Source organism: Vibrio injensis, assembly GCF_001895205.1.
Classification (GTDB): domain Bacteria; phylum Pseudomonadota; class Gammaproteobacteria; order Enterobacterales; family Vibrionaceae; genus Vibrio; species Vibrio injensis.
The window spans coordinates 480,043-505,081 of record NZ_BDJF01000016.1 but is presented as its reverse complement, the minus strand read 5'-3'; the positions used below and the strand labels follow the sequence as shown (position 1 = coordinate 505,081).

Genomic DNA, 25,039 nt, shown 5'->3' with positions numbered 1-25,039 from the left:
TCTCGGTCTGTAAAATAAATCAAGGCTGCAAGAACGGTGATGCAGACCACACTGTAGCGACTATAATTAATCTATTATTAATAAGGATTCAACAACTATCACGGCTAGATCCAAGCGGCTTCCTCTTTCAGTCTTTTGCTGAGTACCATTTAAGGTGGTGTGTATGGACAAAGAACTACTTGCACGTAAATTATATGTAGAGCGTGTGCATGCTCTGATGGGTGAAAATCCAATTGATGAAGCACTATTGGATGCGATGTGGGAAAGTAAAGCTTCCCCAGTGGATGCCGCAAAAGCCATGATGCCGACAGCCAGTAATGGTTACGACGCTCCTCCTTGGCTAGCGCGTTATCTCAATCGCAAATAAAACGTTTTTTAGTTATCCTCTCAGCGCGAAGCGGATTTCGATTCGCGCTGTCGTAACAAACCTGCCATAATCGCTCCATTCCTCACCGTCATTATTGCTGTCATGATCGCTAAAACCTTTTCTCAACATGGGGCTTTGGGCAAAGCCATTCCTGGTTTTCAGGGGCGTCAAGCTCAAGTTGATATGGCGTTGGCCGTTGCTAAAGCGATAGAGAATCAATCACAATTAGTGGTTGAAGCAGGTACGGGAACGGGTAAAACGTTTGCTTATTTGGTTCCTGCATTACTGAGTGGCAAAAAAGTCATCATCAGTACGGGATCAAAAAACTTACAAGAGCAGCTATTTCATCGAGATTTACCTTTAATGGTCAATGCGTTGGGGTTTTATGGCAAAGTGGCGCTTTTGAAGGGGCGTGCTAACTATCTCTGTTTAGATAGGCTGAGCCGACAAATGGTTGAAAGCCATCATGCGCAAAGCGATCCAACATTATTAACCCAATTGGTTAAAGTACGCAGTTGGTCATCATCGACCAAAAGCGGCGATCTCGGTGAGTGTGATGAGTTGGCGGAAGATAGCATGATCATCCCGACCATTACTTCGACCAACGATAACTGTTTAGGCAAAGAGTGTTTAAGTTATCAAGATTGCTTTGTCTCAAAAGCGCGACGTAAGGCTATGGACGCCGATATCGTAGTCGTTAATCATCATCTTTTCCTAGCGGATTTGGCCATCAAAGAGACCGGATTTGGTGAGCTAATTCCAGAAGCTGAGGTGTTTATTTTTGATGAAGCGCACCAGTTACCTGATATTGCGAGTCAATATTTTGGCCAATCTGTGTCAAGCCGGCAGATCCAAGACTTAGCCAAAGATATTGAAATTGGCTATCGTACTGAAGCAAAAGATATGCGCCAACTGCAAAAAGTTGGCGATAAACTCCAGCAAACGGCGATGGATTTGCGCGTACTATTGGGGGACTCTGGTTTTCGCGGCAATTGGCGAGACGCGCTGGCGGTGCCCAGTATTGCTCAGCAAGTGGAGCGATTAGAAGAGAGTTTAACCTTTGCTATCGACGTGTTAAAACTCGCCCTAGGTCGAAGTCAGTTGCTTGATACCGCTTTTGAGCGCGCGAATACCTTAAAAGCACGTATTGTTCGGGTCTGTGATGTTTCGATTACTGGATACTCTTATTGGTTTGATACCACGCCGCGGCATTTTAGTTTACACATTACGCCATTATCTATTGCTGATAAGTTTCAAGAGCAAATTAATCTTAAATCCGGTGCGTGGATTTTCACTTCGGCAACGTTAGCCGTAAATGAAGATTTTGCACACTTCACCCAGCGTTTGGGGCTAAAACCCAGTGAGCAATTTTCCTTACCGAGCCCTTTTGATTATCAACAGCAAGCGAAACTGTGCGTCCCCCGTTACTTGCCAGAACCCAATAGTGCAGGGTTAGCGGATAAGTTGGTTGAAATGCTCGCCCCGGTAATTGAACAAAACCAAGGACGCTGCTTTTTTTTGTGTACCTCACATACTATGATGCGCGAGTTGGGTGAGCGATTTCGTGAGCATTTGAGCCTTCCGGTACTGTTGCAAGGGGAAACCAGTAAGCAAAAAACGCTGGCGCAATTTATGGAGCTTGGTAATGCGCTCTTAGTCGCGACAGGGGCTTTTTGGGAAGGGATTGATGTTAGAGGCGATACCCTAAGCTGTGTTATTATTGATAAACTGCCGTTTACTTCTCCAGATGATCCGCTATTAAAGGCGCGAATTGAGGACTGTCGTTTACGCGGTGGCGATCCTTTTGCTCAGGTCCAATTACCTGATGCTGTCATTACTCTTAAACAGGGAGTAGGACGACTCATTCGAGATCAGAAAGACAAAGGCGTATTGATTATCTGTGATAATCGTTTAGTTACCCGTGATTATGGCGGCGTATTTTTAGCTAGTTTGCCTCCGATACCACGAACACGTGATTTGACGGTGGTAAAAGACTTTCTGCAATCTCTTTCTGTAACAAACACTAATTAGAGATATTCATGAGTGCAACCATTCTTGCTTTAGATACCGCAACCGAGGCGTGCTCGGTTGCTTTGATGGTCGGTGATAAACTTTACTCACGTAGTGAAGTGGCGCCACGAGATCACACCAAAAAAATTCTACCGATGGTCGATGAAGTGCTTAAAGAAGCGGGCATCACATTGCAAGAGTTAGATGCACTGGCGTTTGGCCGTGGCCCTGGGAGTTTCACCGGAGTCCGGATTGGTATCGGAATTGCACAAGGTTTAGCCTTTGGTGCTGATGTACCGATGATCGGTATTTCGACTTTAGCTGCGATGGCACAAGCCGCTTACCGAGAGCAGGGCGCGACTCACGCCGCTTGTGCCATTGATGCACGAATGAGTGAGGTTTACTGGGGGCGTTTTGTTCGCCAAGCCGACGGCAGTTGGTCTGAACTTGACGCTGAGTGTGTGATTGCTCCCTCTCGGCTACTTGATCATCTTGCGGCTCAAGCAGAGGATAAGGATTGTTGGACGATGACGGGAACCGGTTGGCAAGCTTATGCCGAAACCCTCGCGACTTTGCCATTGCGTACAGCACAAAGCGAGGTGTTGTATCCTCAAGCGCAAGATATGGTGGTATTGGCACAACAGGCATGGAAAAAAGGCCAGTATGTCCCTGTAGAGCAAGCCACGCCTTGTTATTTAAGAGATACAGTCGCGTGGAAAAAACTGCCAGGACGAGAATAACCACTATGCTTTATTAAGATAAAGTCGGTTTAAGTGTCTCAGGAAAGATCGGTTTCTTCTTTGGCCCGTACAGGTAGATAAGGAGTATTATGGTAGCGATTAATGGTTCAATCAATGGCTTGCCGCCAGGACGAATTACTAATACTCAACGGGCGTCAAAAGCGAAGAAAAACCAAGTCTCTCATTCTTCATCTTCGGCGGCTTCAACCAGCAAAGTCGCCGAGGCGGTTGCTCATTCAATACGCCAAATGGATTCGGCAGATATTCACCGCGCGCAACTGCATTATGATTTACCCGAAGGTCGAGCGCGTAAGGCAATGGAAGAATATTTAGATATTATGAATCATGCTAAGAAAGAGGAACTTACACAAATGCTCGGTGTCGATCTGTATATCTAATTAAGGGGCTTTTTATGTTATCCAACCGTTGGTTATTCTTACCTGCTTGCGCTCTACTTAGTTTATTGACGGCTTGCTCGTCGCTACCACCGACCTTAGCGACGGACAACGATGCGCTGATTACTGATTACCAACAGTGGTTGACTCAACCCAGCGATACCGTTAATGAGGTACGTTTAGGCGGCGTTATCGCTCAGGTAACAAATTTGGTCGATAGAACCCGTATTGAAGTGGTCAATTTACCGATAGATAAGGCTGGTAAGCCGCTACTAACGGATGAGCCTCAAGGTCGTTTTATTGGCTATATTGATGGTTTTGTCGACCCGATTGCTTATGGTCAAGGTCGATTAGTGACTTTTATTGGCACTACCACTCAACCAGAAATGGGTACCGTTGGCGAATTTGAGTATACGTTCCCGGTGATGAAGGTACGTGGTTCACATTTATGGCGAGTAGAAGAGCGAGTCATTATTGATGACATTACGCCTTATGTTTTCCCATGTCGGAGTTTCTATTGCCGTCACGTTGAGGACTTTCCGCGTAGTGGCCGAGTGATTCAAGAAGTGAAGTGATGCTCCGCAGCGAAACTTTTACTATTGCTTATGGTGAGATTGCTGGGTTAACGGTAGGTGATGTACGGCAATCTGACTACAGTGTCCTTTTTTTACATGGCTGGTTAGACAATGCCGCCAGCTTTATTCCGGTTATTTCATTACTCCAGCAACTTGCCCCTGAAGGGCATTTTTGTACTATTGATTTGCCCGGGCATGGTTTATCAAGCCATAAACCTGCGGCGAATTATTATTCCTTTCATGATTATATCGATGATGTTTATCAAGTATTGCACAATCTTTCGCCAAACAGACTGGTGCTAGTGGGGCATTCACTTGGTGCTTTAATCGCAAGTTGCTATAGTGCCGCCTTTCCTGAACAAGTCGCAGGATTAGTGCAAATTGAAGGTTTTTTACCCTTAACGGAAGATGCGGTGGATAGTGTCCAACGATTACGGAAAGGGGTGTTGAGTCGACAACGAATAAGGCGTAAGCCAACTCGTTCTTACTCTAGCGTCGAGGAGGCGATTGAGCATCGTGCTCGGGTGAATCAACTGCCTGATGAATTGATTGAACCAGTGGTGAGACGAGGTCTTCATCAAGTGGGAGCTCAGTGGCGGTGGCGTCATGATAATAAGTTACTGTGCGATTCATTGTATCGCCAAACTTTGCAGCACGCTCAAGCGGTGATGGATAATATTGTTTGTCCACATCATGTTATTTTAGGAGATCAAGGATTTGCTTCATTGCAAACAGATCTAACTCATTATAGTGGGCTGCATGGTCAATCATCACTTATTGCTGGTGGACATCATTGTCATCTTCAACAACCTTTACAGGTCGCAGAACTAATTCTTGGCTTAGTTAACAAAATTTAAACAAGTGTTTGAGTCTTTCGTGCTCAAGCGCTCTGGCTGTGCTGTAATAGTGATCATTTTTATAACAAAGATAATCTTGATTATGCCAGCCTATTACGAGGAGTATTACTGTGGATAAACCTTGGCTCTCACGTTATCCCACTGACGTACCAGAAATGATTAATCCCGATCAATATTTATCATTGGTCGAAATGTTCGAACAATCTGTCCATAAATACGCTGACCAACCCGCATTCATGAATATGGGGTCGGTAATGACTTTTCGTAAGTTGGAAGAGCGCAGTCGAGCATTTGCTGCTTATTTACAAAATGAATTAAAGCTGAAAAAGGGCGATAGAGTAGCGTTGATGATGCCGAATCTATTGCAATATCCCGTCGCTCTATTTGGCGTATTACGAGCAGGAATGATCGCGGTTAACGTCAACCCTCTATACACCCCACGTGAATTAGAACATCAATTAAATGATGCCGATGCTCGTGCGATCGTAATCGTCTCCAATTTTGCGAATACTTTAGAGCAAATTGTCGCGAACACTCAAGTTAAGCATGTCATCTTGACCAGTCTTGGGCAAATGTTACCTCGCGCTAAAGGGACCTTGGTTGATTTTGTGGTCAAGTATGTCAAAGGTATGGTTCCTAAATATGATTTACCGGGCGCCATATCAATGCGTAAGGCATTGCATAAGGGGCGTCGTTTACAATACGTTAAGCCTTTTATGTCCGGTGAAGACATTGCGTTTCTACAGTATACCGGTGGGACAACGGGGGTAGCGAAAGGTGCGATTTTGACTCATCGCAACATGGTCGCTAACGTATTGCAAGCCAAGGGTGCATATGGTCCGGTTTTACGTGAAGGACGTGAATTGGTGGTAACGGCATTGCCGCTTTATCACGTGTTTGCACTCACGGTAAACTGTCTACTGTTTATCGAAATGGGGGGGCGTAATCTACTGATCACCAATCCTCGCGACATCCCCGGCTTTATCAAAGAACTTCAAAAATATCCATTCACGGCGATTACTGGTGTGAATACGCTGTTTAATGCGTTAGTGAATAATGAAGATTTTCATGAACTGGATTTTAGTCATCTCCAATTGTCGGTTGGCGGTGGTATGGCCGTACAACGCGCAGTGGCTGAAAAATGGAAAAAGATCACCGGTATCCATTTACTCGAAGGTTATGGTTTAACGGAATGTTCACCTTTGGTCACCGGTAACCCTTATGACTTGTCCGATTACTCTGGCGCGATTGGTTTACCCGTGCCTTCGACTGAAGTTCGTATGGTTGATGATGAAGGGAACGTCGTGGCCAATGATCAAACCGGCGAACTTCAAGTACGTGGCCCACAGGTAATGCAAGGCTATTGGCAGCGACCTGAAGCCACCAAAGAAGTGATTAATGAAGATGGTTGGTTGTCGACAGGGGATATTGTGCGCTTTGATGAAGAGGGTATGATCTACATCGTTGACCGTAAAAAAGACATGATTCTTGTGTCTGGATTTAACGTCTACCCGAATGAAATAGAAGATGTTGTTGCACTGCATGGCAAAGTGCTAGAAGTGGCGGCGATTGGTCAAGCGCATGAAGTGTCTGGTGAAGTCGTTAAAATTTATGTGGTTAAACGCGACCCAAGTTTAACGAAAGAAGAAATTATTACTCACTGTCGTAAGCACTTGACGGGTTATAAAATTCCTAAACTGATTGAGTTCAGAGAAGAGCTGCCTAAGACTAACGTTGGTAAGATTTTACGTCGCGTACTGCGTGAAGAAAACGATGCGCAACTGGCAGAAAAGTCGAAATGTGCTTAAGTGCGCAATAGCGTTTTAATGTTACAATGCCGACCATTCTCGTCGGCATTTTTTTATCTTAGCGCCCCCAAATCAACACAGGCAGAGTGAGCCATTTGTGAATTATCAAATTATTAATCAGCAGCATGAGTTACAGCGAGTGTGTGCACTTGCTCGTCAGGCAGACGTTGTCATGCTTGATACTGAATTCGTCCGCACCCGGACGTTCTTTCCGCAATTAGGTTTAATCCAACTATTTGATGGAGAGACGCTGTCACTTATCGATCCGCTGGCGATGGTGGATATGGCTCCATTTATTGAGCTGCTGCAAGACGTTTCTGTCTTAAAAGTGTTGCATGCCTGCGGGGAAGATCTGGAAGTATTTCATAACAGTCTAGGTTGTGTGCCATTTCCGATGGTGGATACTCAGTTGATGGCGGCCTTTATTGGTTATGGCTTATCAACCGGCTTTGCTGCTTTGGCGAATGATTTACTCAATGTTGAGTTAGATAAAAGTGAATCTCGCACCGATTGGCTTGCGCGGCCTTTGTCTGAAAAACAACTAGAGTATGCCGCCGCGGATGTTTTTTATTTACTGCCGATGTATGAACAGCTACTCGATAAAGTCACGCAAGCTGGCTGGTGGGATGCCGTTTTACAAGAGTCACAACTGCAGGTTGAAAAACGGACTCGAGTGTTTGATGCACAATTAGCTTACCTTGAGATCAAAGGGGCTTGGCAACTCAAACCTAAAGAGTTAGCGATTTTAAAACCGCTTGCCACTTGGCGTTATCAACAAGCGGTTAAACGCGATTTAGCTTTAAATTTTGTCATCCGTGAGCATGATTTACTGACGATTGCCCATCTAGCACTGAGTTCGCCAAAGGGAATGGAAGAAGCGGGAATAGACCCACATGTGATTCGTCGTCATAGTGATGCGATAGCAACGATTGTTAAACAAGCGAAACAGACACCTGTAGAGAGTTATCCTGCGGCGATCGTGCCGTTAATGGATTACCCTGGTTATAAGCAGCTATTCAAAAAACTCAAAGATGAGGTTAAGGTAGTATCGCAAACCTCAGGTTTAGCCAGCGAGTTTTTAGCATCGAAAAAGCAGTTAAATCAGTTAGTGAGCTGGGTTTGGAACCAGCAGCGAACACCAGATAACCTACCAGACTTAATGCAAAATTGGCGTTTACCTTTACTCGGTGAGCGACTCAATAAGCTGATCGGATAACATTTATCAGCTACTAAGTGGCAGTCGACAGTAGCCATCCCAACCTTTGCTCTGTTGGGATGGCCTGTTGATAAAGCTGCGTCAGTATTGGTGCGCTGACTTACTTCTCTTCATCAGGGAGTTTTACGTTTAACTCCAGAACAGAAATGTCGTCATCTTTATGCTCAAAAGAAAGCTCAACCATCGATGGATCAATCGCAACGTATTTAGCAATCACTTTCAGAATGTCTTCTTTAAGTTGTGGTAAATAGGTTGGCGCAGGATCGCTTTGGCTGCGGCGCTCGGCAACAATAATTTGTAAGCGCTCTTTAGCCAAGCTAGCCGAGTTTTTTTTCTGTGGGCGGAAAAACTCAAGTAAAGACATACTAATTTAGCCTCCAAAAAGTCGTTTAAAGATGCCTTTTTTCGGCTCAGTAAGAAAACGAAACTCTACTTGCTGGCCAAGCAGTCTTTCGACTGTATCATCATAGGCTTGACCTGCGTCAGATTGCTCATCAAAAATCACTGGGACACCTTTGTTTGAGGCGTTCAATACGGCTTGGCTCTCAGGGATAACCCCCAGCAGCGGAATATGCAAAATTTCTTCAACGTCTTCAACACTGAGCATCTCGCCTTGATTAACCCTTGTTGGGTTATAACGTGTTAATAGTAAATGCTGTTTAACTGGCGGAAGACCTTGTTCGGCACGCAGTGATTTTGAATCTAAAATTCCGAGAATACGGTCTGAATCACGTACAGAAGAGACTTCAGGGTTCGTCGTGACAATCGCTTCATCTGCATAATAGAGCGCCATTAACGCGCCTTGCTCAATACCTGCAGGAGAGTCACAAATAATAAACTCAAACCCCATCTCATTAAGCTCATTGAGGATACGCTGTACCCCTTCTTTGGTCAGAGCGTCTTTGTCTCGCGTTTGTGAAGCTGGCAAAATAAATAAGTTTTCATTGCGTTTATCTTTGATCAGCGCCTGATTCAGAGTGGCTTCGCCATTGAGAACATTGACAAAATCATACACCACTCGTCGTTCGCACCCCATGATTAAATCGAGATTGCGCAGCCCGATATCAAAATCAATCACCGCGGTTTTTTTACCTTTCAGCGCCAGCCCTGAGGCAATGGCTGCGCTGGAAGTGGTTTTACCCACTCCGCCTTTTCCTGACGTTACAACAATAATGCGTGCCATTTAATTAATTTCCTTTCGAATCTAAATTGTCAATTTATCAAAATGCAGTGACTCATCATTTAAGCTGAGCATCACTTTATTTTGCCAAAATTGACTATCAATTTGATCGCTTAGCCAGTAATTTCCTGCAATAGACACCAGCTCGGCTTGTAAATCATTACAAATTATTTTTGCTTCTCTTTGACCACTCGCCCCAGCAATCGCTCGGCCACGTAATGTACCATGAATATGGATTGAACCGTCGGCGATGACTTCTGCGCCCGGACTGACATGACTAAGAATCACTAAATCACCATCCTTAGCATAAACTTGCTGGCCTGAGCGGATTGGCGTATGAATCACTTTCGTCGGCGCCATTGTTGCCGGCGCGTTTGCTGGCGTATTGCTGGCTGTCATAACGGCAAAGCCCGCTTCGAATGCTTGACGTTGACAACGTTTATCTTTACAGCCAGTAATGCCAACGGGGACAAAGCCGGCTTCACGAATGCCTTGTTTAAGAGCATGAAAATCCATTTCACCGACGACTTTATTAATATTAAGCACAATTGGTGCATTAGCAAAAAAAGCAGGAGCTTGATCCGCTTTTTGTTTAAGAAAATCGATCGCAGTGGCAACATGATGATCTGCAAGGTGCAATACAGATAAAGTAAAGCTGCTGCCTTTTAGGTCAGGTGTATGAGACATGATAACGTTGACCTCAATAAACGTTGGTAACGCTGGTTATATACCCAAATCAGCTCATAACACTCGAAAAAAAGGAGCATACTTATTTTGAGGTTACTTGGGTATAGAATAATTAGCGTTGTCGGAGACAATGGCTGTCATGTTATATTCAGCGCTCAGTGACAGCAAGTTATCTTGCGGTCAAATACGTGATTTACTCGCAATTTTCATTGTGGTTATTCAAAATATATCCAAGTCACTTGGGTGTATACTCTCTTTGACCGCATCTCTCGCAGATAACACAATACAAAAGGGTTGGCATGCTTTGTTCTATTTATAAAAGTTCGAAAAAAGAAGGGACTTATCTGTATATTCCGAAAAGGGATGATTTTTCACAAGTTCCTGACATTTTACTTGAGACCTTTGGTAAACCTATCTTTGTCATGTTAGTCAACTTGACCAATCGTCAGCTAGCTCGAGTGGATGTGGATAAGGTAAAGACAGCGTTGCAAGAAACGGGGTTCTTCTTACAGCTTCCCCCACCAACAGAAAATTTATTGGATATACATAAACAGCAGAAAGCACAAAGTAGACAAACCACTGCTGATTAGGATCGCTTGAGGAGGGCATCTTGAGAAAATTACTGTCAGTTATTTTAGGGTTAACGCTATCGGCTCCTTTGCTAGCCAATACGGTGAGTTTTGAGCAATATCTTGAAGGGTTAAAGCAACAGGCGCGTCAAGAAGGCATTTCTGAGCAAATATTGGCAGAAGCGTTTGCTAATGTGGAATATCGACCTAGAGCCGTCACCGCAGATCGTAATCAACCGGAAAGACGTTTAACTTTAGATGAATACATTCCTCGTGCAGTGCCTGATTGGAAAGTCAAACAAGCTCAAGCCCTGTATGAAAAGCATTATGATGAATTACAGCGTATTGGTAAGCAATATGGTGTTCAGCCGCGTTTTATTGTGGCACTTTGGGGCGTGGAAAGTAATTTCGGTAGTTTTACTGGCAATTTCCCTGTTATCGATGCCTTATCAACAATGGCCTATGATGGTCGGCGTGAAGAGTTTTTCCGTAAGGAAACCATGGCTGCATTACAAATTTTGCAACAAGGGCATATTACGGTTGATGAAATGAAAGGCTCATGGGCAGGGGCGATGGGACAATGTCAGTTCATGCCTAGCTCCTTTTTAGCGTTTGCCGCAGACGGTGATGGTGACGGTAAAAAAGATATTTGGGGCACCAAGGCAGATGTATTCGCGTCAACTGCTAATTATCTAAGTAAATCCGGTTGGGATGATCGTTATACTTGGGGGCGTCAGGTAAAAATTCCAGCTAATTTTGATAAAGCTTTGGAAGGCCGTCAGGCTGAAAAAGGCAAGTTGCTGCGCGAGTGGAGTGAGCTTGGTATCACTCGTTATGATGGTCAACCGCTACCACAGTTGAAAGAGGACATCAAAGCTTGGCTCATTATGCCAGATGATGAAAGTGGGCGAATTTATTTGGTTTATAACAATTATAATGTGTTGATGAAATGGAACCGCTCGCACTACTTCGCGGTTGCAGTCAGTCATTTAGCCGATAGAATCAAATTTTAACCATGAGTCACCGAAGTGGTTAGTTTCTTCGATAAGGGCTGTTCAATTACAGCCCTTTTTATTCTCGTAACTTGGTGATTGATAAAAAGTGGATTGTCGCTTTTAGCCGATCAATTGCTCTTCAATTGCGTTGCGTAACTTGACGCGATCATGCCGCCAATCACGATTGGGAGAAGCGAGATCGCGAGTGACACAATTCCATTGATGATTGAGCTCTGGATGCTCAATGGCACCAATCACTACGTCAATATGGCGAGCGCTACAAGCACGTTCACACCATTCTAGTTTCTGCTGCAAACTCATGCGTCCCGCTGGGCCATATTCTGGGGAAAGGTTCTCAACAAAAATCAATTTGGCGCGGGTATTCTCTGCGATCGCTTGGCCGATTTCAGGTAATAATAGCGGTGGCATAATACTGGTGAGAAAGCTGCCCGGACCGAGAATAATCGCATCCGCTTGAGAGATAGCATGGACGCCTTCCTTGGTTGCTGGTACTTCTGGATCAAGATCCAGCCTCAGTAGATCTTGGGCCATTTCATCAACACTGGTTTCCCCTGTGACCCATTTCCCCTCTACCGATAGGGCGGTTAAGTCAGCTGGATGCTCTGACATTGGTACAATATTGACATCGACTTTGAGCATGTTACGGATCAAGTTAATCGCTTCTAGCGGGCGTACCGAGAGGTGGTCTAAGGCGGTTAACATTAAATTGCCAAGATTATGCCCGTTCAGTTCACCAGCGCCTTTGAAACGGTACTCAAACATCATCGAACTTATGGATGGCTCTGTGATTAACTGATTAATGCAGTTGCGTGTATCTCCCCAAGCGATACCCCCTTGGCAGTGGCGGATACGCCCAGTAGAACCACCATTATCAGTAGTAGTAACAATGCCTGTCGCATTAGAACCAAAGACTTTTAATGCAGCGAGTATTCTGCCTAATCCGTGGCCGCCACCAATGGCGACCACTTTTTTATCATCATAGAGGGACATGTTATATTTCGAGTTGTTCTTTGATGGCCTACAATTTAGAGTAATGCTCAAGCGGATGGTACTCATTTTGTGGTAATTTATGCATCAAAACCGTTTTTTTTCAGTAGAAGCTGGAAACACACACAATATTTAAGTATTTTATCCGTTCGCTGCAACCGATAAGCGTCGAGCGTACGCTTATTGTTGCCATAACTCCGAGCTTATCTGCACTAAGTTTTCTTAAGCGCAACGTTTTTGAAGATAAGTCATTTAAGCCAGTGGCATTGATCCACAAGGGCAAAGTGGGAAACTTTTTTGCCTCCCGTATTTGGAAAGGTGTTCCGTGGCGCAACCATTCGAAGATAAATATCAGCGTAAATTTTACTATTTACGTCTGTCTGTGACTGATGTCTGCAATTTTAAGTGTACCTACTGTTTACCAGAGGGGTACCGACCCTCGGGAACCAAAAACTCTGCTTTTTTAACTCTGCCTGAGATTCAACGCGTGGTGAAGGCGTTTGCGTGTTGTGGAACCTCTAAAGTGAGAATTACTGGGGGAGAACCGAGTTTACGCAAAGATTTTACCGACATTATTCAGACGGTCGCTGAGCAGCATGGGATAGATAAAGTTGCCACCACCACCAATGGCTACCGGATGGCTGATCATATTATGGCTTGGAAGCAGGCGGGATTGACCGATATTAATGTGAGTGTCGATAGTTTAGACCCGAGGATGTTTCAGCAGATCACCGGTGAAAATCGTTTTTATCAAGTCATGCAGGGAATCGAGCGAGCTTTTGAGGCTGGTTTTGCGCAAGTGAAAGTTAATGTCGTATTGATGAAAGATCTTAATGCGCACACCATGCCTCAATTTTTGGCGTGGATTAAACATCGACCGATCCAACTGCGTTTTATTGAACTGATGCAGACAGGGGAGATGGATGATTTATTTGCTCGTCATCATCTTTCTGGTGTCGCCCTGCGCAATCAACTGATTGCCGATGGCTGGTTACTAAAAGTAAGAGCGCACCACGATGGGCCAGCTCAGGTTTATTGGCATCCTGATTATCAAGGCGAAGTAGGGTTGATCATGCCTTACGAGAAAGATTTTTGCCATAGCTGTAATCGGTTACGCATCTCTGCGTTAGGTAAGCTGCATCTTTGTCTTTTTGGTGAGCAAGGTCTCTCATTACGCGATCTATTACAAGAAGATAGCCAGCAATCAGCATTAATTGAACGTATTCAAACCCAGTTACAACATAAGTCTGTTAGTCATTTTTTACATGACGGTAATACAGGTATAACTCCCCATTTGGCATCCATTGGTGGCTAGCCTTTTGGGGACAGACAATGAAAAAGATAAGGTGATGACATGGGGCATGCAGAAAGTAAATTTCAACCCGCTAACATTGCGGTACTAACCGTATCCGATACACGTACGCAAGAAAACGATACCTCTGGTGGCTATTTAGCTGAGCAATTGCAAGCTGCGGGGCATCTATTGGCGGATAAGCAAATTGTGATCGATGATAAATATAAAATTCGTGCCATCGTGTCACAGTGGATTGCTGACGAGGCGATTCAAGCCATCTTGATTACTGGTGGTACAGGCTTTACCGCTCGTGATAGTACCCCTGAAGCGCTGAAGCCGCTTTTTGATAAAGAGGTCGAGGGCTTTGGTGAGCTGTTTAGAATGGTATCGTATGAAGAAATTGGTACTTCAACGATTCAGTCACGAGCCTTAGCGGGATTTGCCAATCACACGGTGATATTCGCTATGCCGGGTTCGACGGGGGCTTGCCGTACAGGATGGACGAAAATTATCCAGCAGCAATTAGATGCGAGCCACCGTCCATGTAACTTTATGCCTCATCTCGCTGGGTAACAGAAAAACATGACTGAATTTAGCCATATTAATGCCAACGGTGAAGCGAATATGGTCGATGTATCGGCCAAACTCGATAGTGTGCGTGAAGCACGTGCAGAAGCTTATATTCGTATGGCACCAGAAACATTGCAGTTAATTATTTCTGGGCAGCATCACAAAGGTGATGTGTTTGCTACCGCACGGATTGCTGGTATTCAAGCCGCTAAAAAAACGTGGGATTTAATTCCTCTTTGCCACCCGTTGTTGCTTTCTAAAGTGGAAGTTCATTTACAAGCTATCGAAGCTGAAAGTTGTGTACGAATTGAATCCGTGTGTAAGCTAGCAGGGAAAACTGGTGTTGAGATGGAAGCGTTAACGGCAGCATCTGTTGCCGCTTTGACTATTTATGATATGTGTAAAGCGGTACAAAAAGACATGGTCATTGAACAGGTGCGTTTATTAGAAAAAACCGGAGGTAAGTCCGGGCATTTTAAGGCTACGCGATGATTAACGTTGTTTTTTTTGCACAGACTCGTGAGTTGGTTGGCTGTGATCGGGTCGAGATGCCAGCCAATTTTGCAACCGTTGAGGCTCTTAGGCAGCATCTTGTGCTGCAAGGCGATAAGTGGTCACTAGCGTTAGATGCGGATAAGTTACTGGTTGCTGTTAATCATACCATTGTGGCTATGACTCATCCTTTGCAGTCGGGTGATGAAGTGGCCTTTTTTCCACCAGTTACTGGCGGGTGAGACCGATGGATAGCAGAGTTTCTGTACAAACGGCTGATTTTTCATTGGCCGATGAGTATGCGGCGTTAGCGCAAGACAGTGCTGCTGGCGCAGTTGTCACATTTGTCGGTAAAGTTCGTGATCTCAACCTCGGTGATGATGTGATCGGCTTGCGTCTTGAGCATTACCCAGGAATGACTGAAAAAGCGCTCAGTCATCTGTGTGATCAAGCCCAACAGCGCTGGCCCTTACAACACGTTCGTATCATTCATCGGGTTGGTGATTTGGATGTTGGTGCGCAAATTGTGTTTGTTGGCGTTGCGAGTGCCCATCGCGGTGCGAGTTTTGCTGCTTGTGAATTCATTATGGATAGCTTAAAAACTCAAGCCCCGTTTTGGAAGAAAGAACGCACCACACACTCTGAACGCTGGATAGAATCGCGCGAATCCGATCATCAGGCGGCTAAACGTTGGTAAATCAAAACCCCGAGCCAGCTTTTTGTTTGGCTGACTTGGGGCGTTCCCTCTCTAAAACGGCTCGGCCTTAATATCTCGCTTAAAACGTTCGCTTTGTTACAAAAAAATCGTCTTCCTCTCTAGTAAAATCAAGAAATTAGTCAACACTTACTATAGGCACCTTAATTGACTCGGAGTGTCATTAAGGATTTATTTGTCTATTTAATCATTATGGGATAGCCATCACTAAGCTCAGAGATGTGCTCATGGCATAGAGATGGTTAAGAACGCCAAGGAGATAGTAATGGATTCACTCAAAGTAAGAGATTACATGACCGTCAAAGCGGTGACCTTTAGTCCTGAGATGTCACTCAGTGCGGCTTTAGAGCGCGTAAGTGGTTCTGAACATCTTGGTGGGCCAGTGATTGATGATCAAAAGAGAGTGATCGGCTTTCTTTCTGAACAAGATTTGCTCGATAAATTAGTTAAAGCCAGTTACTTCTGCCATGACTCTCATACGGTAAGTGACTGCATGCATCAAGAAGTGCTGTCGGTTTCTCCGGAGACGTCAATCATCGAACTGGCTGATATGATGAAAGTCGGTAAGCCGAAAGTCTATCCGGTGATAGAGCAAGGAAAGTTAGTGGGTATCATTACCCGTCGTAATGTACTGTTAGCGATCGGTAAAAACCTCGCCACCAGTTTTAAACATCCAGTTTAATCGCTAAACAACTAAAGTGAGAACATTGGCTTATAGGGTGGGATAAAGGTTTTGTAGAGACTCGCTCTCTCTTTTTGAACTTAGCTCAAGAGCCTATAGTTAAATGCGCAAAAAACACTTGACCTTGGAGTTAGCTCCAAGGTGTAAGCTCAACACATCATCAAATTAGGAGATTGATTGATGTCTGTTAAGCATTCAGGGTGCGGTGTCACTCATGGTTCTCATGCCACTCATAGTCAGGCGTCTTGTTGTTCTGCAGCGTCAACCACCCATCAAGTGCAACCTGAGGTTGCTTGCTGCGCTCAACCAACTGAAGATAAAAACACGCGCAGTGCTGCGGACAATTTGCATGACTCGGTTGCTAAGTTCCAACGCAGTTGGCAAGTGGTGGGGATGGATTGCCCATCGTGTGCGCGGAAAATAGAAACGGCGTTACAGAAAATTCCAGATATTGTCACTGCCCAGGTTCTGTTTGCGACAGAAAAGTTGGTGGTGCAGTTTAATCAGCAAGCAACGGTTGCGGCGGTTGAACAAGCCGTTAGTCGTGCTGGTTTTCAGATCCAGCACTCGACCTCTAAAGTCGCATCTTCTCACTCATCCCCTCGAACGTGGTTAACACAAGCAGACAATCGACGTCTGGTTTTGATCAGTTCAGCGATGCTAGTCGCTGCTCTAATGACTCAGTGGTCGAGCGAGTTAGCGCAGTGGATATTTACACTAACCTGTTTGTTAGGCTTGGTTCCGATTGGGCGTAAAGCTTGGCAATTGGCAAAGTCAGGTACGCCGTTTGCGATTGAAACGCTAATGACTGTCGCCGCACTGGGCGCTTTGTATCTTGGTGAGACGGCAGAAGCGGCGATGGTGTTATTACTGTTTTTGGTTGGCGAGCGCTTAGAAGGCATTGCGGCTGCACGAGCGCGTTCAGGAGTTCAAGCGCTGATGGCGCTGGTGCCTGATCAAGCGACGAAAATAGAACACGGCCAGCGCGTGTTAGTTGATGTGCAAGATCTGCAACCTGGTGATCACGTTGAGGTTGCTCCTGGCGGGCGTTTACCTGCTGATGGGCAGTTGATGGATCAAGCCGCGAGCATTGATGAAAGTGCATTAACCGGAGAATCGATTCCGGTTGAAAAGCAAGTTGGTGACACGCTCGCTGCGGGCTCTGTAGTGGTTGATCGTTTGATCCAAGTGCAGATAACTTCATTACCGGGACAAAATGCCATTGACCGTATTTTACACCTTATTGAGCAAGCTGAATCTCGTAAAGCGCCTTTGGAGCGGTTTTTAGATCGATTTAGCCGTTGGTATACCCCGCTGATGATGCTGATTGCTTTATTGGTTGTGCTCATTCCACCATTAATGTTTGCTCAGCCATGGCAAACCTGGACCTACCGTGGACTGGCGTTATTACTCATTGCTTGTCCGTGTGCGTTAGTGATTTCAACCCCTGCGGCGATTACCTCTGGCTTAGCGGCGGCAGCAAGACGCGGTGCTTTAATCAAAGGGGGAGCGGCACTTGAGCAGCTTGGCCGAGTGACCATGATGGCGTTTGATAAAACCGGAACGCTAACGCAAGGAAAGCCACAGGTAACGGATATGATCAGCTTAACGGAGCTGCCGTCGTCTCAATGGTTAGCGGCAGTAGCGGCTATTGAGCAAGGCTCTAGCCATCCTTTAGCCACTTCGTTAGTAGATAAAGTGCAAGCTCAAGGTTATGTTATCCCCTCAGCATCTGAGCAACAAGCCTTATCCGGGCGCGGTATTACAGGCTTAGTTGCCGGTCAACGCTATTCACTGTTGTCGCCAACTCAGCTCGATGTGGTGGTTAGTGCCGCTGTCACTGAATCGATTGAGCAACTCGAAGCGCAAGGGAAAACGGTCGCGGTTGCTTTACAAAACAAGCAACCGATAGGCGTTATTGCTTGGCAAGATACATTACGTGATGAGGCGCAAGTCGCGATTGCACAACTGAAAAAAATCGGCATTAACAGCATCATGTTGACCGGGGATAACCCACGCAGTGCCGCAGCTATCGCCGATAAGCTCGGTATGGATTTTCAAGCCAGTTTATTGCCTGAGGATAAAGTGCAAGTGGTCGAGCAATTATCACAGCTTCAACCGGTTGCAATGGTGGGGGATGGCATTAATGATGCTCCTGCGATGAAGCAGGCCAGTATCGGTATTGCGATGGGCAGCGGTACCGATGTGGCGTTAGAGACGGCGGACGCAGCATTAACCCATAATCGACTCATTGAGTTGGCAGGAATGGTCGAATTATCTCGCGCTACACTAAATAATATTCGGCAAAATGTGACAGTAGCCTTAGGTTTAAAAGCCATTTTGTTGGTGACCAGTTTACTTGGTATCACGGGATTATGGATGGCAGTATTGGCTGATAGTGGTGCGACGGCGTTGGTTACTCTAAATGCTTTGCGTTTACTACGCTTTAAGCCATCAGTAGCGGATTAGAGTGAGCCATAGGGATTAAAGTCATTTGAGTTGAATCACGAGCGAATAGTGTTGAGTTGCATTTGAATTGCTCATTTTTGTGATGCAAACCGTTTTTCTTTGAAATGTTGATTTTTATTGCTGGCGTAGTTGTGATGCTTGTCACTAAATGTTGTTGTGGACTGGGATAGAGTCACGTGGTACCCGAAATTAATGATGAGCTGAACAAGCCGCAATCAAGGAGTAACTTATGTCTCAAGCTGTCTTTCACCTAGGAGTGACCCAAGCCGATCTAAATGGTGCTACGTTGGCGATTATCCCAGGTGATCCTGCACGTGTACAAAAAATCGCTGAATTAATGGAAAATCCTGTTTTTCTTGCTAGTCATCGTGAGTACACGCTCTATCGCGCTGAGTTAGATGGTCAATCCGTTGTGGTTTGTTCAACGGGTATCGGTGGTCCATCAACGTCGATTGCGGTAGAAGAGCTCGCTCAATTAGGTGTGCGCTCTTTCTTACGTGTTGGTACCACTGGTGCAATTCAACCACACGTCAACGTCGGCGACATGATTGTTACCACTGGCTCAGTACGTCTTGATGGCGCTAGCCTACACTTTGCACCGATGGAGTTCCCTGCGGTACCGGATTTTGCAGTAGCAACCGCGATGAAAGAAGCCGCAGAAGAGAGCGGCGCTACCGTTCACATGGGGGTAACGGCATCAAGTGATACGTTCTACCCAGGTCAAGAGCGTTATGACACATTCACCGGTCGTGTTGTTAGCCGTTTTCAAGGTTCAATGAAAGAGTGGCAAGAGATGGGCGTGCTGAACTTTGAGATGGAATCTGCGACGCTATTAACCATGTGTGCTAGCTCTGGTTTAAAAGCAGGCTGTGTAGCGGGCGTTATTATTAACCGTACTCAAAAAGAGATCCCAGATCACGCCACCTTAAAAGAGACCGAAGCTCGTTCAATTAAAGTGGTGGTTGAAGCAGCGCGTAAGATGCTTAAATAATCGCTATCATTGATTGAGTTAGTATTAAAAAGCGCCACAATCGTGGCGCTTTTGCTATTTGAATGTTAGGTCTCGGTGCAGCGTTTTAAGCCAGCGCGAGTTGTGGTAACGGTAAGTATAGGCTTTCAGTCACTTCGGACAGCATTTGATCGTACACTTGAGCGATCGTTAGCGATAATTCAGAAGTTAGTTGATAAAACTGCTTCGCATCGAGCTCTAAATGCGGATTATCATGGATCTCACTCAGTTGGTGCATGGCTTCGGAGCAGGCTGGTGAGGCTATCGATAAAGGACTGATCAGCGCGAGTTGACTCAGTTTTCGTCGCATGAGCTCACTGTAATGACGAAGACGAAGCCGTCCCTCTTGACTCCCCATTTCTTCAATACACAAACGTAACTGAGTCAGTGAATCCATGCTATCGATGACTTGTTGCCAATTCATATGATATTCATCACTCAGGTCGTCTCGATGCGATTCAGCTAACCAAGCGAGAACAATTTCATCAATTAAAAATAAACAATGACGAATCGCTTTGCCGTGAGCCACTTGGTTCCTTGCTACGCTATAGTCAGGCCATTCATGGCGAATGGCGGTTAATTTAGCTTGGAAAATACGATACAGAGGTTTGTTATCAAAATGAGCATGGGCAATCAAATGATTTAAAGTCTGATCGATAGCAGATTGAAGAGAATGAATCTGTTGTTGACGATCTTGACCAAACATCAGCTCATGATGGGTAGCTTGACGATGTTGACGACAAAGATAAAGTAACTCGCGTAAATCAACTAAGAGTTGATATTTACGTTGTAGGCTGGATTCTTTCTGTTTAGCAAAGAAAAATAATCCGCCAAGAATCGCGATAGAGATAAGCATGGAAATAAAGACAAACATAATCCACTCCTTGTATGTGTGGCTTGCTCAGAACAGAGATTCCTTTCTCAATGTAGGTTGTTGACGCGTTAACCGAATGATCATCACTATTGATGAGCAGATATCACGACGTCACCTAGGTTGAGTATTCCCCGGAGTTGGATATTGCATGCTTAATGCCAGTTTTTTATATATTAAAAATCAATTGGTTACATTTTTCTTGCTGGTATTTGTGCACCAAAAGGGTGCAATTTGCGCTAAAAGTGTGAACAAGAGCAATAAAAAAGCCCTCTCATTTGAGAGGGCTATCACCAATCACGTTAGTAAGGGGTTACATGACGCGCATGCCGGCTTGTGCACCTTCATGAGGCTCAAGAATCCACAACTGGTCACCGCCAGGGCCTGCCGCGAGGATCATGCCTTCTGACATACCAAACTTCATCTTGCGTGGTTTTAGGTTAGCCACCATCACGGTGTATTTACCGACCAGCTCTTCAGGCGAGTAGGCGGCTTTTATTCCAGAGAAAACTTGGCGTGTCTCACCACCAATATCCAACTGGAACTTTAGTAACTTATCGGCCTTTGGCACCGCTTCACAAGAGAGGATTTTGGCAATCCGTAAATCAACTTTAGCAAAATCGTCAAATTCGATTTCTGCAGCGATGGGATCTTTGCTTAACTCTGTTGCTTGACTAACGGGTTGAGCATTTTCTATCGCGGCTTTTTCCAGTGCTGCTTCTTGTTTTGAGGTTTCAATCATCGCTTCAACATGCTGAGGGTCAATACGATTAAACAGCGCCTTAAATGGCGTTATGCTATGAGCCGTCAGTGGTGTTTGAATACCATCCCAAGTTAGTTCTTGATTTAAGAACGCTTCCGTCCGCTCAGCTAACGCTGGCATTACAGGCTTGAGGTAAGTCATTAATACGCGGAATAGGTTAATACCGACAGTACAAATATCTTGCAGCGCTTGGTCTTGGCCTTCTTGCTTGGCGACAACCCAAGGCGCTTTTTCATCCACATATTGGTTAGCTTTATCTGCTAGTGCGGTGATCTCACGAATTGCGCGACCAAATTCACGAGTTTCGTAAAGGTCAGCAATACGTTCAGCGGCCGCGGCAAATTCGGCGTACAATTCAGGCTCTGCAAAGGTTGCCGATAACTGATTATCAAAACGTTTACTGATAAAGCCAGCATTCCGTGAAGCTAGGTTAACAATCTTGTTGACCACATCAGCATTGACGCGCTGTGTGAAGTCTTCAAGGTTTAGATCGAGATCATCAATACGGTTGTTCAGTTTTGCCGCATAGTAGTAACGTAAGCACTCAGGGTCTAAATGTTTTAAGTAAGTACTCGCTTTGACAAACGTCCCTTTTGATTTCGACATTTTCGCGCCATTAACCGTGACATAGCCATGCACAAAAACATTGGTTGGTTTACGGAAACCACTGCCTTCAAGCATCGCTGGCCAAAATAGGCTATGGAAGTAAACAATGTCTTTGCCGATAAAGTGATAAAGCTCGGTTTGACTGTCTTTACGCCAGTATTCATCAAAGTCTAAATCATTGCGCTTGCTGCAAAGATTTTTGAATGATCCCATGTAACCAATCGGCGCATCGAGCCACACATAAAAGAATTTGTTGGTTTCACCGGGGATTTCAAAGCCAAAGTAAGGGGCATCTCGGGATATATCCCATTGCTGCAAGCCACCTTCAAACCACTCTTGCATTTTATTGGCGGTTTCGGTTTGCAGCGAGCCAGAACGAGTCCATTCTTTAAGCATGCTTTCAAACTGTGGTAAGTCAAAAAAGAAGTGCTCAGAATCTTTCATCACAGGGGTTGCACCTGAGACCGCAGATTTAGGATTGATCAGTTCCGTCGGGCTGTAAGTTTCGCCGCAAGCATCGCAGTTGTCGCCATATTGATCTTCTGACTTACATTTTGGGCAGGTGCCTTTGACGAAGCGATCCGGTAAGAACATCTGTTTTTCAGGATCGAATAACTGAGAAATGGTGCGGCTAGAAATAAAGCCATTTTTTTTCAGTTCAAGATAAATATGCGAAGCCAACTCACGGTTTTCTTCACTGTGGGTGCTGTGATAGTTATCAAAACTAATATCAAACCCGGCGAAATCTTGCTGATGTTCTTCGCTAACCGCGGCAATCATTTCTTCAGGCGTAATACCCATCTGCTGCGCTTTAAGCATGATTGGTGTGCCATGAGCGTCGTCAGCACAGATGAAATTTACAATATTGCCGCGTAGGCGTTGGTAGCGCACCCAAATATCCGCTTGGATATGCTCAAGCATATGACCTAAGTGGATGGAACCGTTAGCGTACGGAAGGGCACAAGTTACCAGCAGTTTCCTTGGAGAAACGTTTCTTGGTTCAGTTGCCATACTTAATTATTCGCTATGTTTGATAGGTATTGAAAATAGCCTTCAATACTACCTGATGAAGCTACTCACGCCAAGGCGTGAGTCATGATAAGGCCTTAACTTTTTTGGGGTTCAGTGTGGGCAGATTGAGTGGTAGCATGAACAAAAAAGGAGGGCTTATGCTCACATTTACGTCCAAACACGATTTTTGTTCTTGGCTCAATCAGTTTTCTCACCCCAATTTAATTAGTGATTGGGCGCATTCTCCGGGCGTGGTTCAAGTAACGGCATCTGGGCAATTTGCAATTCATATCCCATTTGCTGCTCACGCTCTGCGCCAAGAGCTGCAAGCTTGGATAACTAATCAGCAGCAAACGAAAGCCGTTGCCGCTTTTGATTATTCAGTCAATGTTACTCCTAAGGCCTTGATCACCAAAGTTCCACATGGTGTTAAAGGCGTGAAAAATATTATTGCCGTCACGTCGGCGAAAGGTGGGGTGGGTAAATCAACCACAGCCGCTAACTTGGCGCTCGCTATAGCGGGCAGTGGTGCCAAAGTTGGTTTATTGGATGCGGATATTTATGGCCCTTCGGTGCCGATGATGTTTGGCACTCAAGATGCCAAGCCAAGTGTGCGTGATAATAAATGGATGCAGCCAGTGAAAGCGCACGGTATCTATACCCATTCGATAGGTTATTTAGTCGATAAAGCGGACGCAGCGATCTGGCGCGGTCCAATGGCATCAAAAGCATTAGCCCAACTTGTTAATGAAACTGAGTGGCCTGAGTTGGACTATTTGGTGGTGGATATGCCTCCGGGTACCGGCGATATTCAATTAACGTTATCTCAGCAAATTCCGGTGACAGGCGCGGTCATTGTCACCACACCACAAGATCTCGCCTTGGCTGATGCACGAAAAGGGACGGCAATGTTTGCTAAAGTCGACGTGCCCGTGGTGGGATTAATTGAGAATATGAGTTATCACATTTGTCGTCATTGCGGTGAAAAAGAAGCGATTTTTGGTGTTGGTGGTGCGCAAACATTAGCCACTGAATATGGTTTATCATTGCTGGCGCAAATTCCGTTGCATGTCACACTCAGGGAAGATATTGACGCTGGCAAACCGACAGTGATTGCTCGTCCTGACAGTGAACATAGTCAACAATATTATGCGCTCGCCGAGCGGATTTGTGCCAGCTTGTATTGGCAAGGCAAAGCGAAACCGCAAATCATCGATTTAACTTTTGTCGACTAAAAGCAGAATTAAACTTGGCGGCTGGTAAGACTTAGTTAGTGAACCGCCGCTAAATCAGCCAACATGTTAAGCAACCAATATCACTGCCTTTATTTTTGTTCAGAGAAGTAATCGTTTGCTTTGGGTTAATTTTATTCACTGTCAGAAAATACGGATATTTACCGTTGAGTGAACTGGTATCTAACCGACGAACTCCCTATAATCAGGCGGTTTATCTTATCTCCTCACATACACGTATCGGGTACACTGAACCATGTCTGATAATAATCAATGCGTCATCGTCGGTATTGCTGGCGCTTCTGCTTCTGGGAAAAGCCTTATTGCCAGTACCATTTATAATGAACTGCGCGCGAAAGTAGGCGACCATCAAATCGGTGTGATCACGGAAGATTGCTATTACAAAGACCAAAGCCATCTGAGCATGGACGAACGTGTCAAAACCAATTATGACCATCCTAATGCCCTGGATCACGATCTACTCTGCGATCATCTGCAAGCTTTAGTCCGCGGCGAAGCGGTTGAAGTTCCTGAATACAGTTACAGTGAGCATACGCGTACGGCTAATACCAGTACCATGACACCGAAAAAAGTGATCATTTTGGAGGGGATTTTACTCCTGACCGATCCTCGTCTGCGTGATTTAATGCATGCGACCATTTTTATGGATACACCGCTTGATATCTGTTTATTACGTCGAGTCAAGCGTGATGTCGAAGAGCGTGGACGTACTATGGAATCGGTATTGAAACAGTATCAAAAAACCGTTCGCCCGATGTTTATGCAGTTTATTGAACCGTCTAAACAGTACGCCGATATTATTGTTCCACGTGGTGGTAAAAACCGCATTGCGATTGATGTCTTGAAAGCCCATATCGCAAAATTACTTAAATCATAAAATTTACTGATCGTTGACTT

The 25,039-nt window shown here is 45.1% G+C and carries 26 protein-coding genes and 1 riboswitch; of the genes, 20 read left to right on the top strand and 6 right to left on the bottom strand.

The features are described 5' to 3' along the window. Positions 1-163 precede the first annotated feature (163 nt). The 8 genes from BSR11_RS07555 to rnd all read left to right on the top strand — a co-directional run bounded on the left by BSR11_RS07555 (position 164) and on the right by rnd (position 7,968). The gene (locus BSR11_RS07555) at positions 164-367 is read left to right on the top strand and encodes a hypothetical protein (RefSeq protein WP_004394863.1); all 204 of its coding nucleotides are present in this window, start codon (positions 164-166) and stop codon (positions 365-367) included. A gap of 102 nt (positions 368-469) precedes the next feature. Then, positions 470-2,398, top strand: coding sequence for a DNA repair helicase YoaA (gene yoaA, locus BSR11_RS07550; RefSeq protein ID WP_072669811.1), 1,929 nt, complete (start codon positions 470-472; stop codon positions 2,396-2,398). Positions 2,399-2,406: 8 nt separating this feature from the next. Continuing rightward, entirely contained in the window at positions 2,407-3,117 is a 711-nt protein-coding gene (tsaB, locus tag BSR11_RS07545; protein ID WP_072669810.1) for a tRNA (adenosine(37)-N6)-threonylcarbamoyltransferase complex dimerization subunit type 1 TsaB, read from the top strand. Positions 3,118-3,206: 89 nt separating this feature from the next. Continuing rightward, on the top strand, positions 3,207-3,515 hold the full coding sequence (locus BSR11_RS07540; protein WP_004394866.1) for a hypothetical protein: 309 nt from the start codon (positions 3,207-3,209) through the stop codon (positions 3,513-3,515). Positions 3,516-3,529: 14 nt separating this feature from the next. Further along, complete coding sequence (locus BSR11_RS07535; protein WP_072669809.1) at positions 3,530-4,087, top strand: Slp family lipoprotein; 558 nt, start codon at positions 3,530-3,532, stop codon at positions 4,085-4,087. Continuing rightward, on the top strand, positions 4,087-4,944 hold the full coding sequence (locus tag BSR11_RS07530; RefSeq protein WP_072669808.1) for an alpha/beta hydrolase: 858 nt from the start codon (positions 4,087-4,089) through the stop codon (positions 4,942-4,944). Before BSR11_RS07535 ends, BSR11_RS07530 begins: the two co-directional genes overlap by 1 nt. Positions 4,945-5,054: 110 nt before the next feature. Continuing rightward, positions 5,055-6,752, top strand: coding sequence for a long-chain-fatty-acid--CoA ligase FadD (gene fadD, locus BSR11_RS07525; RefSeq protein WP_040904178.1), 1,698 nt, complete (start codon positions 5,055-5,057; stop codon positions 6,750-6,752). 97 nt (positions 6,753-6,849) lie between these two features. Beyond that, complete coding sequence (gene rnd, locus BSR11_RS07520) at positions 6,850-7,968, top strand: ribonuclease D (RefSeq protein WP_072669807.1); 1,119 nt, start codon at positions 6,850-6,852, stop codon at positions 7,966-7,968. A gap of 100 nt (positions 7,969-8,068) precedes the next feature. Here the strand turns inward: rnd and minE are convergent, their stop codons facing one another. The 3 genes from minE to minC are packed head-to-tail and all read right to left on the bottom strand — an operon-like array spanning position 8,069 to position 9,835. After that, the gene (gene minE, locus BSR11_RS07515) at positions 8,069-8,332 is read right to left on the bottom strand and encodes a cell division topological specificity factor MinE (protein WP_004394871.1); all 264 of its coding nucleotides are present in this window, start codon (positions 8,330-8,332) and stop codon (positions 8,069-8,071) included. A gap of 6 nt (positions 8,333-8,338) precedes the next feature. Continuing rightward, a complete protein-coding gene (gene minD, locus BSR11_RS07510; protein ID WP_072669806.1) occupies positions 8,339-9,151 on the bottom strand; it encodes a septum site-determining protein MinD in 813 nt (270 codons plus the stop codon). Between the two features lie 21 nt (positions 9,152-9,172). After that, entirely contained in the window at positions 9,173-9,835 is a 663-nt protein-coding gene (gene minC / locus BSR11_RS07505) for a septum site-determining protein MinC (RefSeq protein ID WP_072669805.1), read from the bottom strand. Positions 9,836-10,134: 299 nt separating this feature from the next. Here minC and BSR11_RS07500 point away from each other — a divergent pair, with 299 nt between their 5' ends. Next, complete coding sequence (locus tag BSR11_RS07500) at positions 10,135-10,425, top strand: YcgL domain-containing protein (protein ID WP_072669804.1); 291 nt, start codon at positions 10,135-10,137, stop codon at positions 10,423-10,425. A gap of 20 nt (positions 10,426-10,445) precedes the next feature. Next, a complete protein-coding gene (locus tag BSR11_RS07495) occupies positions 10,446-11,417 on the top strand; it encodes a lytic murein transglycosylase (RefSeq protein WP_040904182.1) in 972 nt (323 codons plus the stop codon). A gap of 102 nt (positions 11,418-11,519) precedes the next feature. Here the strand turns inward: BSR11_RS07495 and BSR11_RS07490 are convergent, their stop codons facing one another. After that, entirely contained in the window at positions 11,520-12,410 is an 891-nt protein-coding gene (locus BSR11_RS07490; RefSeq protein ID WP_072669803.1) for a YvcK family protein, read from the bottom strand. A gap of 180 nt (positions 12,411-12,590) precedes the next feature. Then, positions 12,591-12,744: riboswitch (molybdenum cofactor riboswitch) on the top strand. Between BSR11_RS07490 and moaA the strand changes: the two genes are divergently transcribed. The 8 genes from moaA (at position 12,733) to udp (ending at position 19,620) form a co-directional block, all read left to right on the top strand. Beyond that, entirely contained in the window at positions 12,733-13,722 is a 990-nt protein-coding gene (gene moaA, locus BSR11_RS07485; RefSeq protein WP_072669802.1) for a GTP 3',8-cyclase MoaA, read from the top strand. Its footprint overlaps the riboswitch before it by 12 nt. A 39-nt stretch (positions 13,723-13,761) precedes the next feature. Next, a complete protein-coding gene (moaB, locus tag BSR11_RS07480) occupies positions 13,762-14,274 on the top strand; it encodes a molybdenum cofactor biosynthesis protein B (RefSeq protein WP_004394877.1) in 513 nt (170 codons plus the stop codon). A 9-nt stretch (positions 14,275-14,283) separates the two neighbouring features. Next, complete coding sequence (gene moaC / locus BSR11_RS07475; RefSeq protein WP_072669801.1) at positions 14,284-14,763, top strand: cyclic pyranopterin monophosphate synthase MoaC; 480 nt, start codon at positions 14,284-14,286, stop codon at positions 14,761-14,763. Next, a complete protein-coding gene (gene moaD, locus BSR11_RS07470) occupies positions 14,760-15,005 on the top strand; it encodes a molybdopterin synthase sulfur carrier subunit (RefSeq protein WP_004394879.1) in 246 nt (81 codons plus the stop codon). The genes moaC and moaD overlap by 4 nt, the downstream gene beginning before the upstream one ends. A 5-nt stretch (positions 15,006-15,010) precedes the next feature. Then, positions 15,011-15,460 (top strand): molybdopterin synthase catalytic subunit MoaE, encoded by a 450-nt coding sequence (gene moaE / locus BSR11_RS07465; protein ID WP_072669800.1) that lies wholly within the window; start codon positions 15,011-15,013, stop codon positions 15,458-15,460. Positions 15,461-15,743: 283 nt separating this feature from the next. Then, positions 15,744-16,160 (top strand): CBS domain-containing protein, encoded by a 417-nt coding sequence (locus BSR11_RS07460; protein WP_004394881.1) that lies wholly within the window; start codon positions 15,744-15,746, stop codon positions 16,158-16,160. Between the two features lie 180 nt (positions 16,161-16,340). Continuing rightward, positions 16,341-18,629 (top strand): zinc/cadmium/mercury/lead-transporting ATPase, encoded by a 2,289-nt coding sequence (locus tag BSR11_RS07455; protein ID WP_072669799.1) that lies wholly within the window; start codon positions 16,341-16,343, stop codon positions 18,627-18,629. Between the two features lie 229 nt (positions 18,630-18,858). Next, on the top strand, positions 18,859-19,620 hold the full coding sequence (gene udp / locus BSR11_RS07450; protein WP_004394883.1) for a uridine phosphorylase: 762 nt from the start codon (positions 18,859-18,861) through the stop codon (positions 19,618-19,620). A gap of 85 nt (positions 19,621-19,705) precedes the next feature. On the opposite strand, the gene BSR11_RS07445 is transcribed toward udp, so the two are convergent. Both BSR11_RS07445 and metG read right to left on the bottom strand, forming a co-directional pair. Next, positions 19,706-20,512 carry a hypothetical protein gene (locus BSR11_RS07445; protein ID WP_072669798.1) on the bottom strand — a complete coding sequence of 269 codons (807 nt, stop codon included), beginning with the start codon at positions 20,510-20,512 and terminating at the stop codon, positions 19,706-19,708. Positions 20,513-20,822: 310 nt separating this feature from the next. Continuing rightward, complete coding sequence (gene metG / locus BSR11_RS07440; RefSeq protein ID WP_072669797.1) at positions 20,823-22,889, bottom strand: methionine--tRNA ligase; 2,067 nt, start codon at positions 22,887-22,889, stop codon at positions 20,823-20,825. Positions 22,890-23,047: 158 nt separating this feature from the next. Between metG and apbC the strand changes: the two genes are divergently transcribed. Next, positions 23,048-24,124, top strand: coding sequence for an iron-sulfur cluster carrier protein ApbC (gene apbC, locus BSR11_RS07435; RefSeq protein ID WP_072669796.1), 1,077 nt, complete (start codon positions 23,048-23,050; stop codon positions 24,122-24,124). A gap of 253 nt (positions 24,125-24,377) precedes the next feature. Then, positions 24,378-25,019 (top strand): uridine kinase, encoded by a 642-nt coding sequence (gene udk, locus BSR11_RS07430; RefSeq protein WP_072669795.1) that lies wholly within the window; start codon positions 24,378-24,380, stop codon positions 25,017-25,019. Positions 25,020-25,039 lie beyond the last annotated feature (20 nt).

Bases quoted from the DNA above. Each gene is read 5' to 3' on its own strand.
- minC (WP_072669805.1), bottom strand. From the start codon at position 9,835: ATGTCTCATACACCTGACCTAAAAGGCAGCAGCTTTACTTTATCTGTA.
- minD (WP_072669806.1), bottom strand. From the start codon at position 9,151: ATGGCACGCATTATTGTTGTAACGTCAGGAAAAGGCGGAGTGGGTAAA.
- moaC (WP_072669801.1), top strand. From the start codon at position 14,284: ATGACTGAATTTAGCCATATTAATGCCAACGGTGAAGCGAATATGGTC.
- udk (WP_072669795.1), top strand. From the start codon at position 24,378: ATGTCTGATAATAATCAATGCGTCATCGTCGGTATTGCTGGCGCTTCT.
- moaE (WP_072669800.1), top strand. From the start codon at position 15,011: ATGGATAGCAGAGTTTCTGTACAAACGGCTGATTTTTCATTGGCCGAT.
- BSR11_RS07490 (WP_072669803.1), bottom strand. From the start codon at position 12,410: ATGTCCCTCTATGATGATAAAAAAGTGGTCGCCATTGGTGGCGGCCAC.
- BSR11_RS07540 (WP_004394866.1), top strand. From the start codon at position 3,207: ATGGTAGCGATTAATGGTTCAATCAATGGCTTGCCGCCAGGACGAATT.
- metG (WP_072669797.1), bottom strand. From the start codon at position 22,889: ATGGCAACTGAACCAAGAAACGTTTCTCCAAGGAAACTGCTGGTAACT.
- apbC (WP_072669796.1), top strand. From the start codon at position 23,048: ATGCTCACATTTACGTCCAAACACGATTTTTGTTCTTGGCTCAATCAG.
- moaB (WP_004394877.1), top strand. From the start codon at position 13,762: ATGGGGCATGCAGAAAGTAAATTTCAACCCGCTAACATTGCGGTACTA.
- BSR11_RS07530 (WP_072669808.1), top strand. From the start codon at position 4,087: ATGCTCCGCAGCGAAACTTTTACTATTGCTTATGGTGAGATTGCTGGG.
- BSR11_RS07455 (WP_072669799.1), top strand. From the start codon at position 16,341: ATGTCTGTTAAGCATTCAGGGTGCGGTGTCACTCATGGTTCTCATGCC.
- BSR11_RS07460 (WP_004394881.1), top strand. From the start codon at position 15,744: ATGGATTCACTCAAAGTAAGAGATTACATGACCGTCAAAGCGGTGACC.
- tsaB (WP_072669810.1), top strand. From the start codon at position 2,407: ATGAGTGCAACCATTCTTGCTTTAGATACCGCAACCGAGGCGTGCTCG.
- moaD (WP_004394879.1), top strand. From the start codon at position 14,760: ATGATTAACGTTGTTTTTTTTGCACAGACTCGTGAGTTGGTTGGCTGT.
- minE (WP_004394871.1), bottom strand. From the start codon at position 8,332: ATGTCTTTACTTGAGTTTTTCCGCCCACAGAAAAAAAACTCGGCTAGC.
- BSR11_RS07500 (WP_072669804.1), top strand. From the start codon at position 10,135: ATGCTTTGTTCTATTTATAAAAGTTCGAAAAAAGAAGGGACTTATCTG.
- BSR11_RS07535 (WP_072669809.1), top strand. From the start codon at position 3,530: ATGTTATCCAACCGTTGGTTATTCTTACCTGCTTGCGCTCTACTTAGT.
- udp (WP_004394883.1), top strand. From the start codon at position 18,859: ATGTCTCAAGCTGTCTTTCACCTAGGAGTGACCCAAGCCGATCTAAAT.
- yoaA (WP_072669811.1), top strand. From the start codon at position 470: ATGATCGCTAAAACCTTTTCTCAACATGGGGCTTTGGGCAAAGCCATT.
- BSR11_RS07555 (WP_004394863.1), top strand. From the start codon at position 164: ATGGACAAAGAACTACTTGCACGTAAATTATATGTAGAGCGTGTGCAT.
- BSR11_RS07445 (WP_072669798.1), bottom strand. From the start codon at position 20,512: ATGTTTGTCTTTATTTCCATGCTTATCTCTATCGCGATTCTTGGCGGA.